The organism is Streptomyces sp. NPDC001880 (assembly GCF_053594575.1).
The window spans coordinates 1-12639 of the sequence record NZ_JBSFET010000122.1 but is presented as its reverse complement, the minus strand read 5'-3'; the positions used below and the strand labels follow the sequence as shown (position 1 = coordinate 12639).

Annotated in this window: 8 protein-coding genes and 4 pseudogenes; 6 read left to right on the top strand and 6 right to left on the bottom strand. The window is 67.2% G+C overall.

Annotated elements, in window-relative coordinates:
* Nucleotides 1-454 precede the first annotated feature (454 nt).
* A complete protein-coding gene (locus tag ACWCQ6_RS32865; protein ID WP_451095487.1) occupies nucleotides 455-1117 on the top strand; it encodes a DEAD/DEAH box helicase family protein in 663 nt (220 codons plus the stop codon).
* A 10-nt stretch (nucleotides 1118-1127) separates the two neighbouring features.
* A complete protein-coding gene (locus ACWCQ6_RS32860; protein ID WP_451095489.1) occupies nucleotides 1128-2837 on the top strand; it encodes a Helicase associated domain protein in 1710 nt (569 codons plus the stop codon).
* On the opposite strand, the pseudogene ACWCQ6_RS32855 reads toward ACWCQ6_RS32860, so the two are convergent.
* The 5 genes and pseudogenes from ACWCQ6_RS32855 to ACWCQ6_RS32835 all read right to left on the bottom strand — a co-directional run.
* A pseudogene (locus ACWCQ6_RS32855) lies at nucleotides 2834-3031 on the bottom strand (transposase); the annotation flags it as partial. The gene ACWCQ6_RS32860 and the pseudogene ACWCQ6_RS32855 sit on opposite strands and share 4 nt — an antisense overlap.
* On the bottom strand, nucleotides 3019-3903 hold the full coding sequence (locus ACWCQ6_RS32850) for a putative RNA methyltransferase (protein ID WP_451095485.1): 885 nt from the start codon (nucleotides 3901-3903) through the stop codon (nucleotides 3019-3021). The gene ACWCQ6_RS32850 and the pseudogene ACWCQ6_RS32855, both read right to left, overlap by 13 nt.
* A gap of 298 nt (nucleotides 3904-4201) precedes the next feature.
* A pseudogene (locus ACWCQ6_RS32845) lies at nucleotides 4202-4457 on the bottom strand (IS6 family transposase); the annotation flags it as partial.
* 88 nt (nucleotides 4458-4545) lie between these two features.
* A complete protein-coding gene (locus ACWCQ6_RS32840) occupies nucleotides 4546-6288 on the bottom strand; it encodes an endo-1,4-beta-xylanase (protein ID WP_451095483.1) in 1743 nt (580 codons plus the stop codon).
* Nucleotides 6289-6554: 266 nt separating this feature from the next.
* On the bottom strand, nucleotides 6555-6974 hold the full coding sequence (locus tag ACWCQ6_RS32835) for a hypothetical protein (RefSeq protein WP_451095481.1): 420 nt from the start codon (nucleotides 6972-6974) through the stop codon (nucleotides 6555-6557).
* A 78-nt stretch (nucleotides 6975-7052) separates the two neighbouring features.
* Between ACWCQ6_RS32835 and ACWCQ6_RS32830 the strand changes: the two are divergent.
* The 4 genes and pseudogenes from ACWCQ6_RS32830 to ACWCQ6_RS32815 all read left to right on the top strand — a co-directional run bounded on the left by ACWCQ6_RS32830 (nucleotide 7053) and on the right by ACWCQ6_RS32815 (nucleotide 11076).
* A pseudogene (locus tag ACWCQ6_RS32830) lies at nucleotides 7053-8576 on the top strand (transposase).
* Nucleotides 8563-9342, top strand: coding sequence for an AAA family ATPase (locus tag ACWCQ6_RS32825; RefSeq protein ID WP_451095479.1), 780 nt, complete (start codon nucleotides 8563-8565; stop codon nucleotides 9340-9342). Before ACWCQ6_RS32830 ends, ACWCQ6_RS32825 begins: the two are co-directional and overlap by 14 nt.
* 597 nt (nucleotides 9343-9939) lie before the next feature.
* The gene (locus ACWCQ6_RS32820; protein WP_451095477.1) at nucleotides 9940-10359 is read left to right on the top strand and encodes a hypothetical protein; all 420 of its coding nucleotides are present in this window, start codon (nucleotides 9940-9942) and stop codon (nucleotides 10357-10359) included.
* A gap of 546 nt (nucleotides 10360-10905) precedes the next feature.
* Nucleotides 10906-11076: a hypothetical protein gene (locus ACWCQ6_RS32815; RefSeq protein ID WP_451095475.1), complete on the top strand. Its 171-nt coding sequence runs from the start codon at nucleotides 10906-10908 to the stop codon at nucleotides 11074-11076.
* A gap of 111 nt (nucleotides 11077-11187) precedes the next feature.
* On the opposite strand, the pseudogene ACWCQ6_RS32810 reads toward ACWCQ6_RS32815, so the two are convergent.
* Nucleotides 11188-11313 (bottom strand): annotated as a pseudogene (locus ACWCQ6_RS32810) (transcriptional regulator); the annotation flags it as partial.
* Nucleotides 11314-12639: the final 1326 nt, after the last annotated feature.

Genomic DNA, 12639 nt, shown 5'->3' with positions numbered 1-12639 from the left:
GTGCTCTTCGTATAGCCGTGGCCGGGCTAGTCAATTTGGTTTAGCGCGCCGGGTATCGCTCCGCGATCCGGGCGGCGGGCCATGCTCCGCACGGCCCTTGGCTGGCTACGGGTTGGGGTGGCCTTGCTGGGAGATGCGGTGACGGGTCGTGAAGATCGGGGCTTCCTACCCCGATCTCTGGTCCCTTGAGTCCCTGTCAGGAGGGTTCATGGGTTGACAGGGACGGCTCTGCGCAGATGGACAGACTGGCGGTTCAGAAACACTTCTACAGTCGGTGTGCGTCACTCTTGATACCCAGCTAGATTAAGGAGTGTGAGCCGACACCCTGCCTCTGTCCCTGGGGTCGATTGTCTGTGTCTTGGTTGTCGCTGAAAAAATGCATGTTGCGGCACAGGGATCCGGGTCTTTTCTGGCTTGAAAATATGTCTGAAGCGTTCGATGAGAGGAAGTTCTGGTGACGCTGAAGGAGTTGTTTCCGCATCAGGTGGAGGCGGTCGACGCGGTTCTGAGGGTCTTGCAGGCACCTGCGAGCGGACACCTGCCGGCCGAGGGGCTGCGGACCCAGGTCATCGCCGCGACCGGCTCCGGGAAGACCCTGATCGCCGTCGCGGCCGCCGAGAAACTCGGCGCGCGGCATGTCCTGGTCCTGGTGCCGACACTGGATCTTCTGACCCAGACCGCGGCCGCGTGGCGGGAGGGTGGCCGTACGGGGGCGATGGTCGGGGTCTGCTCGCTCCGGGCCGACGACTCCGACGGTGTGCCGTGCACGACCGATCCGGGTGAACTCGTGGCCTGGGCACGGGGTTTGGAGCGGGTGACGGTGTTCGCCACGTACGCCGCCGTCGGCCTCGGCATTCTCCAGCGCGCCCATGGTGCCGGCCTGGGTGCGTTTGACCTGATGGTCGTCGACGAGGCGCACCGCACCAGTGGGTACGCAGGCAAGCCGTGGGCCGCGGTGCACGACCAGACGAAGATGCCATCAGCTGCGTCAGGAGGCCGGGTACGGGTCGGACGCCGCACGCGGAGCACGGCTCGCGGCACTGCAGACCGGGCTCGTGACCGCGGCCGCCGAAGAGAACCTACGCAAGGTGTTGACGTTCCACAGCCGGGTCAGTGAAGCCGAAGCCATGGCCACAGGAGTCGTCGACGCAGCCCGGAAGCTATGGGAAGACGATCCGCGACGCTACCCAGAGCCGGAGCGGGTATGGGCCGACTGGCTGTACGGCGAACACCCGCCCGCCCACCGGCGCGCCGTCCTGGAAGAGTTCGCCTCCGACACCATCACGAACCAGAACCAGGGTCAGGCGCAGCTGGTCGAGGGTGGCGTCGGGGGGCGCAGCAGGGGTGGCAGGGGTGGGCGGCGGTCGGGGAAGGGGTTGGTGCCGGCGGCGTTGCGGGTGCTGAGCTCGGTGAAGGTGCTGGGCGAGGGTGTCGATACGGCGAATTGTGATTCCGTCGCATTCTGCGATGCACGGGGGTCGATGATCGATATCGTGCAAATGGTCGGACGCGCCCTGAGAATCAAGCCCGGTCAAGGGAAGATCGCTTCTCTGATTGTTCCGGTATTCCTCGCTCCGGGTGAAAAACCGGACGAAATGCTGACCTCCCAGGCGTACGGAACCCTCGCGAAGGTCCTCGGCGCGCTGCGGGCACACGACACCGAAACGATCGAACACCTCGCCGATCCTCGTGTCCGGAGCGGGAGTTGGCACCCGGAGGGTGCCGCGGTAGGCGAGGCGGTAGCTGAGCGGGAAGTGTCGGAGGGCGAGCGGGGGCCGAGTGTGCCTGCGCGGGAGCTGCTGAAGTTCAGCACGCCCCGGGATCCCGCGCTGCTGGCACGGTTCGTGAAGCTGCGGGTCATCGAGCCCGAGAACACATTCTGGCGGCGCGGTATCCAGGCATGCGTGCGGTACGTGAAGGAAACCGGGGCGCAGCAGTTGCGGGTGCCGTACGACTATGTCACCCCTGATGACTGGGTGCCGGCCGGGTTCCCGCTGGGGACCTGGCTCGCCGACCAGCGGAAAACCCACAAAGCAGGGCGCCTGGATGCGGGGCGGGTGGAACAGCTGGCCGGGCTGGGCATGGTCTGGTCCCATCAGGACGTTGCGTTCGAGGAAGGCCTCACCGCCGCCCGCGCCTGGGCGGCCGTGCACGGGCACCTGTTGCCGCCCGCGACCGCGGTCTGGAACGGATACCCCGTCGGGACCTGGGCCAAGAACCAGCGCTTCGCCGCCAGGGCAGCGGAACAGAACGCACAGCGGCGGGAGGCCGGCCTCCCCGTTGCTTCCAGTGCAGGTGCCTTGACCGAGGCGCGGCGCGCGGCGCTGGAAGAGATCGACCCGGGATGGTGCCCGGTATGGGACACGGGATGGCAACGGTGCTTCCGGCTCGTCCAGAAACTCCTCCAGAACGGCGGGGCCTTGCCTGTGGCGGTCGGCAAAGTGATCGTGCAGGGCGAGGACCTCGGACGCTGGGTTACGGCGCAGCGGCACGGGTGGGAACAGCTCCTGCCCGCACAGCAGTGGTTGCTGGAGAACGTCCTCGGGGTCGAACCTGCTGGGGAGGCGGAGCGGCCGGTGAAACGGACACAGGACGATAGGTGGGCGGTGAACCTCCGCGCCGCACGGCAGTTCCATGCTCGTGAGGGGCATCTTCGGGTGCCGAGGAAGCACGTTGAGGAGCTGGAGGCGGTGGCGGTCCCGACAGGCCGTCAGGACGGTGCTGGCGGGCCCGTGGTGGTCAAGCTCGGTGTGTGGCTGGACAACGTGCGTAAACGGGCGGACAGGCTCATTGCGGAACGGCGGGCCGAACTCGGCGTCCTCGGCATGCGCTGGTAGCTGTTGTGCCTCACTGTCTGCCAAGGGCCGAACGCCTCGCGGGGCAGATCTCTCCATGGGAGCCCGGTGCGGTACCGGTAGATGATCCCGTCGATGATGCGACGGTGGTCGGCGAACGGGCGCCCTGTCTTCCCGGCGTTGCAGGGAAGACAGGGCGCCAGGCGTGCCCGCTGCTCGTCGGTCAGCAGGCGCAGGCGCCCACTCGTGGTCGCCGGGGCTGGTAGGCGGTGGCCAGCACAGAGACAGTGACCTGGTCGGGCAGGAGGCCGTTATCGCTCAGGTCTGCACGGTTCACGTGGCGTGCGCTCGGTGTCATCTCCAACAAGTCCAGGGCCTCCAGTCCGACCAGTTCCATGGGGTACTCCACCTGTTCGGTGACAGTGACTGTGAAGTAGGGGTCCAGCGCCCGGTGCAGGCGCTGTTCCTTGGCAGGGTCGATGGTGACCGTTGCAGGCACTCGGCCGCGCAGCTCGACCAGGTGTCGATCGGTAGGACGGACCACGATCAGCTGGCCGGCCGGGTGGAGTACCCGGTGAAACTCGGCTGGATTGCGCGGGGCGAACACGTCCAACACCACGTCGGCCACCTCGTCGGCGAGAGGAAATGGGCGAAAGACATCCCAGGTCGCCGCAGCGGCTCGTTCATGGGCTCGGGCTGCCGAGCGCAGCGCGCGCACCGAGGTGTCCAGGCCCAGACCTCGGGTGCCGGGCAGCTGGTCGAGAACGCCGGCCAGGTAGTAGCCCGTGCCGCACCCGACGTCCGCCACGGTGCCCCGCTCAGGCACGGCGTCGGCCGCCAGGCGGGTCACGGCTTGGCGGATGGGCGTGTACCTGCCGGTGGCCAGGAAGCGGTCCCGAGCCTGGATCATGGCCGCGTCGTCGCCGCTGGTAGCGCGGGTGCCTGTCAGGAGGCTGGCGTAGCCGTGGCGGGCGATGTCGAAGGTATGGCCCGCCGCACAGCGCAGTGCGCCGCGGTCGGGGTGCAGGCGGCGCGTGTGGCGCGTCGGGCAGCGCAGCAGGTCTAGGAACAGTCCGAGGGCGGGGGAAGTAACACGGGCACGAGGCACTCCTGGCAAGGCTGAAGGGAAGAGACCGTGCCTGGACGCGCGCACAGAACGTCACTGCCTCAGGAAAGAACAGGCAGCGTCGGGAACGTGGTTCGCGTAGCAGGCACGCCTAGGAGGGCGATGCCGTCCGACATCGCCCTCAGCTCCTTCCGATCACAGGAAGCAGCAGTGCGGGGTGCTCATGAATGCCACTTCATGAGTTTACGAGCCTCGACGAAGCCCTTCATGCCCGCCGGAGTTGAGAGAAACGACCAACCAGAAGATCATCCCAGGCCGGTCAGTCAACGTGACAGTGCCTGTCAGGATGCCACTTGTCGCCGGGGCGGGGACATCGGCGGCGCAGCGCGTTGACAGAGGGCTGCCCGGACTTCAGACGCCACCGGCGGATCGTCTCGTAGGACACGATGACGCCGCGCTGCAGCATCGGCTCCTCCACCTCACGGAATGACAACGGGAAGCGGAAGTACAGCCACACGCTGGGAGATCACCTCGACCGAGTACCGGTGCCCTTGCACGACGGCGGCGTACTGCCCACGGACAACCCCCTCCACCATGATCAACCCGAAGATCATCCCACCCGGTCAGCCAACGTGACAGTGCCCAGCGTGGGTAGGGCCCCAGTGGTCCGGGAGCCCTGATGCCTCACGCCTCGTCAAAGGCCTCGAGCAGGCGCTCGTACGCCAGCTTCGGCCGCAGGGCCGCGTCCCACGGGAGGGAATCGGCCGTGCGCGGAGGATAGATCTTGGTGTCGGCGGTGGAACCGTACCGGTCGGTGAATCCCCACGTGGAGAACGATGTGCAGTTCGGCTCCTCCAGGCAGACCCGCAGCTTGCCCACCATCTCGTCGGCCTGGGTCTCCCGCCCGTCCTCCTCGTTCTCGCCTATGGGGACGTCCATCTCCGACACCCGCGCCTGGACCCCGAGCTCCGCCAGATCCCGCACATGGCTGCGGAAGGTCTCCGGGTCGATGCGGTCGCCGGGTGCGTACTCATGGTTCTGGAAACCCACGCCGTCGATCGGTACGCCCCGTTCCTTGAGCCGCTTGACCAGATCGTAAAGGGCGTCCCACCGCTCGCCTTCCTCCTCGGCCCCGTACTCGTTGAGGAACAGCCGTGCCTTCGGATCGGCCCGGTGGGCGGCCCTGAACGCCTCGTCGATGTACTCCTCGCCCATGGCCTCGAACCACGGGCTCTGCTCGGAGCGCAGACCAAGATCCCCGTTGGTGTAGCTCTCCTTGTCGTCGGACATGGGCTCGTTGACCACATCCCATTCCGCGACCTTCCCCTTGAAGTGACCGGCGACCGTGGCGATGTGCCGGAGCATGGTCCGGCGCACCTCCTCGGGATCGTCGTTCTCCCGCATCCAGTTGGGCAGAGCCTCGTGCCAGACGAGGGTGTGCGCATGAACCTTCATGTCGTTTGCGCGGGCGAAGCGTACGAGTAGGTCCGCGTCGCGAAAATCGTAGACGCCCCGGCGCGGGTGGAGGAACTGTGGCTTGAACGCGTTCTCCGGAGTGAGCATGGAGAACTGGCTCCCCGCGAGCGCCCGGTAGCGGGAGTCGGTGAGCAGCGGGTTCTCGGCTAGGGCGGCGCCGACGTCGAACGGCCGCCCCACGTCTGCGGCCCGCGCACGCAGCGAGTCGTCGGACTGCTCCTGGCGTAGCTGCGGCGCGTTGACCACGCGGAGCGAGTCACCGCTCTCTGCCCGCGCGATCAGCTGCGTCAGACGCCATCCCTCGCGGCGCTCGTCTTCGCCCGCGTCCGCCTCCAGACCGAACCAGACAGTGCCCTCGGCGAACACCCCCGGGTCCTGCACGGTTCCCAGCCGCCGCCCGTCGGCTTTCACGCGGAAGGTGTCACCGATGCTCGACACGGCGAGCGTCACCGTCCCGGAGCAGCCGCAGTCGAAAACCTTGGAGGTGGCTGGCTCGTCGCCCTCGCCGTCCCATATCTGTACCTTCACTTGTCCGTCGGCGGTCACGCCGACGCGGAGTGAGGGCCGCTCCTGCCGCCACTCGTCGTAGATGACCGGTACCCGTCCGTACAGCCGCAGCCATGAGTCGCCGTCATCGTCGCCCACACCGGACATCCGTGCGGTGACGGTGAAGTCGCCATCGGACCTCAGATGCGGGCCGGCCAGGTTCAGCGGGGGATTGGGCTGGCCGCCGGAGGAGTCCTGCTCCACGATGTGCCGATCCGATGCGCTGACCCGCAGGATGTCGTTCCGCGCGGTGGTGCCCGGCATCTGCGTCCAGTCGTGGTTCCGCAGCAGGTCTTTGTCGTTCCCGCCCTCCGGCCCTTCGCCCTGACCCGTACACCCGGCCGCCACCGCCATGACGAGCGCCACGGCGGTCAGCCGCTGCCACGTCCCCCCGCCAAGGTTCACGGTCCCTCCCACTTTCTTGCCGAGACGAGATCAACGTCTGGAAACCGGGCCATAGTTCATCACACATGAGGTACGGCGGCCCTGTGTGGCACGTCCCAGCTCGTGCGGGCGCATGCAGTCCGCGGTAAGAGTGTCCCGGTACGCCTGGGCCCGGCAGGCGTCACCGCAGTACCGGCGCCGGGCGGCCGCGTTTCTCAGCAGCCGGGCCCCGCACGACGCGCAGAACCGCACACGGGCCATACCTCCAGGATCACCCGCTGACCCGATTACTGACCCGCCTGCCGGACGCCCTCAGCTTCTCCCATGGCTATCGCGTGGAAGCCGAGGGCGGCGATCTGCTCCCCGCGCCGCGCGGTCCAGTCGATCAGCTCGTGCGGCACCCTGGCGACGTCCATCACCGGGCGGTGCACGGCGCTCGCCGAGGTGGGCGTGGAGTGGGCCTGGCGGGCATGGTGACCGAGGCCGGTCCTCGAATCGGTCATCCGAAGTGCACCCGTCAGCTCTACGACGCCCGCGAGAAGGCCGTCCAGCAGATCGCCGGCCCGTGCGCGGGCACGGCTGTACCGGATGGCGATGGTTGCTGTCAGTCGTATGCCGATTCCGGTCAGTTGGGTGCCGAAGGGCTGGGATACCTGGGACCAGGACGGCAGGCCGTGCTGTCCGTATTCGGCGGAGAGGGGCCGCACATGCCGGGAAGCCGTGGCGAGGATCCTGTAGATGGTCCGGTGGCAGTGTTCCCGCCGACGTCGGGGCGGGCGGCGGCGATGCCCCGGCTGCTGGACCTCGACGGGCGTGGAGAGCTGACGGCCGCGCATGTGCGCCTGGTGGCACGGGCATTGGGGAAGTCGGAGCGGACGGTGTGGCGGTGGCTGGCCGCTGCCCGGGAGGAGGGTCGCCTGGACCGGATGCCGGCCGGGCGGTTCACGGTGACGGCTGAGGTCCGGCAGCTGTTGGCCTTGTGGGGCGGAAACGCCTCCCGGGTCCATGCCGAGCTCGTCGAGCGTGCCCGCAAGGATCCCGGGCGGCCCGAGGTTCCCTCGCTGGCGACACTGCACCGGGCCATTCGCCGGGACCTGACGGCCGGCGAGCGGGCCGGGCTCAGGCAGGGCGAGAAGGCGCGGCGGGCGCATGACGTGTTCGCCAAGCGTCCGCCCACTCATCGCAACGTGGTCTGGGAGGGCGATCACAAGCGGGTGCCGGTCCAGGTGGACGTCGAGGGCTAGCTGGTCTGTCCGTGGGTGACCTGGCTCATCGACTGCGCGACCAAGGTGATCGTCGGTGTGGCCGTCACCCCGCACGCACCGTCCAGGGACGCGGTCCTGGCCGCGTTGCGGTCCGCGATCGACCGGCGGGCGCCGTACGGGCCCGCGGGTGGGCTGCCCGCCGCTATCCGGGTGGACCGGGGCAAGGAGTTCCTGTGCCGCACAGTCACGGGCGCGATGGGCGCGTTCGCCATCGCGGTCACCGACCTGCCCGCCTACACCCCTCACTTGAAGGGGACGATCGAGGCGTTGAACGACGCGGTGGAGGAGATGTTCCTCGTCTCACTCCCCCGCTATACCGGCCGCCAGAAACTCACCGGCGGGCGCCCGGCGGATCCCGACGCTCCCGCGCTCGTCTTCGCCTCTTTCGTCAGCGGCCTGCTGGATTGGGTGCGGTGGTGGAACAGCGAGCACCGCCCCGATGCCCTGGGCGGCAGGACGCCGCTCCAGGCGTGGGCGGCCGATCCCACCCCTGTGGCCGATGTTCCGGCCGAGCAGCTCGCCGGTTTCGCTCTCGAGGACGACGGGCGGGAGCGCACCATCACCACTCACGGCGTCCGCTGGCACCGCCGGGACTACATAGCCGACTGGATGGTGGGCCGTACCGGCACCCGCGTCGTGGTCCGGCACCTTCCCCACCATGACGACCTCATCGAGGTCTTCGACACTGCCGGGGCTCATCTGGGCAGCGCGTACCTGGCCGACGCGGCCACTGGCGAGCAGATCCGTGCGCTCAAAGCCGCGCGCACCGCGGCCGCCCGCCGCCTGCGCGCCGATCTCAAGGCCGCCGAGAAGCTCCGGCGGGACCGCTTCAAGGCCCAGACCGTTGCCGCGCCCGCCACACGCAGCCGGACCCCCACCCACAGCGAAGCGGCCGGCGAGCTCGACGAGACCGGTCGGAGCGGGCGCAGGACGCTGGCCCGCCCCGACCTCATCCCGCACACTCCCGCGCCCGATCACTGGGCCAGGCCCATCGACCCCTCGCCCACCGAGCAGGAAAAGGACCATCACAGTGACACGAACTGACCTGGCCTACGGGCGTCTGCCCGCGATGCGTGACGATCATTTCCTCGGCCTCGAAGACGCCCAGCTGGTCGGCACGGAATCACTGCTGACCACCAAGGACAACATCGAAGCGGTCATCAAGGCCAAAGCCATGATGTGCGCGTACGGGCCGGCCGGCTACGGCAAGACCATGGCCGTGAACTCCGCCCTGCGCGAGCTGGCACCGCGGGCAACCTACCGGCTCGAGCTACGGGCCGGACCCACCCCGCGCGACATCCGGCACGGCCTGTTCAAGGCGCTGCGGCTGCCCGGTGAACCACCGAGGCGGCCCAGCGAGTTCGATGCCCTCCTCAAAGAGGCTCTCGCCGAACAGTTCCGGGTCCTGGTCTGCGACGAGGCACAGTGGATGAGCCGGACCGGATTCGAGTTCTGGCGCCACCTGTGGGACGACAAGCACACCGACATCGCGGTCATCTTCGCCGGCGGCGAAAACTGCTACCGCGTACTGCGGCGCGAGCCGATGCTGGCCTCGCGGATCTACATCTGGCAGGAGTTCACTCGCCTGCCCAAGAACCAGATCCGCAAAGTCATTCCCGCCTTCCACCCCATATGGGCCACCTGCGAGCCCTCGCTGATCGACATGGTCGACCAGGAAGCCGCCCACGGCAGCTTCCGTAACTGGGCCAACATCACCGCCCACCTGGTCTCCGGCATGGACAAGACCGGCACCGAACACGTCACCGAAGAGCTCATCCACTGGGTCTACAGCAAGATCGGCGGCATGTGAGCCGCAGCAACACCCCGGCCACGCGCAGCACAGCCTCACGAGACCGAAGACACACAGCAGCCCGAGCAGTCCGTATCGTCATCGACACCGACGACCACCCCGCATGGACGACAGCCGCCCTGGACGCGCACTCCCCCGAGAACGGACGCGTCACCCTCCACCCCTCCCCCGGCTCGTCCGCCCCGCCCGCCCTGGCCCAGGACATCCTGTGCGCGCTCAGCAAACAGCTCCCGCCCCGCGGTATGGACGCGCCCAGGCACCGCGCCTCGTGGGCAGACATGGTGGGCCCCCCCTGGACCGCAGCCGCTTCCTGGATCAACGCCCACCGGACCGGACACCTCATCGTCCTGCGCGCCCACACCCTCACCCCGGCGCGGTGGGAACAACTCGACACACTCCGAGCCCGCACCGGAATCCACCTCACCCTCATCTGGCACCGTAAACCGGACACCCGTCTCACCGAACGAGCAGCCAGGCTCAGCACCGGCTACCAGAGGACCGACGACTTCGACGCGGCCCGGGACAGGCTCCGGGAGAAAGGCCCTGCACACCCGGGCACGAGGCCGCACACCACAGACGTCCCCGGCGCCGACACCCGTGGCAGCGGACGCGAACTCATCCAGCAGGTACAGCAGATCGGGCACCCGCTCCACGCAGGGCTCCTCGCCGCCCAACTCCTCAGCCACACAGACCAGCCCGAACAACTCGCCGCCGTCCGGCTCGCAGACCTCGCCCCCCGACGCCACCGCCCTCGCCCTCCCCCGCCGGCCGTACCGGCCCACCAGCACACGCCACTGGCACCCCGTCCCCACATGGGCGCAGCCGTTGCTGACCGCCGCACGGGCCTGGCACTACCTCAACGGTCACCACCACCCCAGCAGACACCTGTTCCAGCACACCAACTTCCACCACCACAACCAACTCACCGGCATCGCCTCAGCATCAGGAATCACCCCCGCCATCAACATCCTGACCAGCGACCCCGCATGGCCAACCCCGGCCACACCACCCCACTGACCAGCATGAACACCCCACCCCTGATAGCGATCAGCAGCAAACCGACCACCACACCCCGCAAAAACGACAGTCACTCATCGGCATCCACTGTCAGAACCCAGCACCCCGCACCACCAGCCCGGACACCCCACCAACCCACCGACAAAACAATGACGAACACCCACCGACAAAACGACACCGATCACCACGTTGGCGGAACGTGATGTTGTAACGGATGATGCAGCCGCACTGACCTGCGGTGACATCCGCACCTGGTGCGACGCGGCATTGCCAAGGGAGTCGCGTCGAGTGGCGCATGTCACAGCTGCGCGGATGTTGCATAAGTGACCATCCGTCACGATCGGGTGAAACTCCACAACTGGACTGCCCCGCACGCGGGTTGCCTGCTATCTCCTGTCCACGCCGCCCGAGACCGGGACCTGAACAGCACCACCGCCTTCACTCCGGCCTGCGGGGAAGCGGCGGCCCTCCGCATCAGCAGCCCCACGACCGACGACCACTACCGGTGGGACGGCGACATCGACTACAAGCCCTGGGGCTGCATCGATGACGAGGCAGCCCCTCGTCGGCGCGGCCACCGGTCCCGAGGATCCGCCAGGCGCGACGGCCAGGGCCGGTCAGGTGTTGGGCGGCACCCGGAACGCCGGCTACTTCCCCGGAGAGCCCTTCGGCCTGGGATGCCGGCCCGCCACCATGCAGCGCCCGCCGGGCACCTGACACCCGAAGATCACTGCGTGCCCCTCTGAAGCGCGAAAATCAGCCGAACAGGAGCCCCAGGGCGACTGACAGGCACTCAGGGGAGCACACACGGCGGTCTGTGGCGATGATCTACGCAGCGAACCCGATATTGGTGACGTACTCGTACTGGCCCCACTGGGATCCCAGGTCGACGATGACGTCCTCCCAGGCATCGTCCAGGGCCTGGTGGTCGCCGGCCGCCCAGGTCTCGACGATTTCGCGGGGTGCAGCACCACTCGGCTACCGCCCCGCCACTGAGGGAGTGTCAAGCGGAATGGCGGGATGGCTTCTCGTCAGCGCGGCCACCGGTCCCAAAGGTCCGCCGCGGAGACGGAGGCGCAGCTGGGCGAGAACCGAGCACGCCCCGGGCACGTAGGTCGTCGAGGTCGGACAGGCGCTCTCCGGTGGGTGCGGCCTGCTCTTTCTCGGTGTGGCAGGTGACCAGCGTGGCGTCGAGGTCCAGAACCAGGCCGGGGAGTTCTCGTCCGCCGGCCCGAGCGGCAGGTATGCCCTCGCCGGTCTCGGCGGCCTGCATCCGGGCGATTTTCCGGGCTGAACCGCGGGCCGCTCGAAGCGAAGCGAGTGCAGCCTCGTCGATGTCGGCGAGCAACCGCCAGGCGGTGGGCGTGGAGGCACGAACTCGGCTTTTTGTCGGCATAGTTGGGCCACGACTGGGCGGTTCTGGCTGCCATGTGTAGGCCCGTCGTGGCAACGAAAACGAAGACGGTCGCGGACGGCGCCAGCGTACTGCGTGCCAACACGCTCAGACTATGCCAAAGCTGACAGTGTCACGCTTCAAACTAAATGAGACAGTCGACAATTAAGCCACTTTTTTCAACAATCGACTGAAAGGCGGAGATTTAAACCCCTTTGTTCATTGCACGCATTTCGTGCTTCAATGGGGGGCGAATTTCGCCATGTCTCAATATCGCCTAGCGCTTTAACTTGAGTGCGATTACGATCCGAGCGACTTGATGTTCACCGTGTTGAAATGAGTGAAGATGCGTATCTCCATGAGTAAGCGTGCCGCGAGACTGCTTGGGACCGTCGCTGCTGCAGCTGGTTTGGTCGTGACCATAGGCGCCGGCACTGCCTCCGCTGGTCCGAGTAATATCACTTTTGACGTTCATTCAATGCAGAGTGATGGATCGCGATCCATACTGATCCATCGGGGTAACACAATACTTGGATCGGCATACTGGACGGCGAATGGGGACACTCTTAAGGCGGTCGATGTTGAAGCCGACGGGTATGGAATCGGAGCCTATCTGGGGACAAGTCCTGTTCGTGAAGCAGGTACGTTTGGGAAGAACTCGCCGATCCAGGTGAACGTAGGTGGAGATCTGCCCGAGGGCAAGACTTATACATTTTGGGCTTGCATCGGCAATAATAGCGTTGGGTTGACTTGCTCCAGCGTGTCTAACGTTAAGTCCTAGCTGCGGAACCTCTTCGCGGGGTGCCGTAAAAGTCTCCGGCCCCGTCGATCACGAACGGCTGCCCGGTGATGTACGAGGAGTCCTCCGAGGTCAGGAAGAGCGCCAG

Coding starts and splice junctions, on each gene's coding strand:
- ACWCQ6_RS32860 (WP_451095489.1), top strand. CDS start 1,128: ATGGCCACAGGAGTCGTCGACGCAGCCCGGAAGCTATGGGAAGACGAT.
- ACWCQ6_RS32815 (WP_451095475.1), top strand. CDS start 10,906: ATGACGAGGCAGCCCCTCGTCGGCGCGGCCACCGGTCCCGAGGATCCG.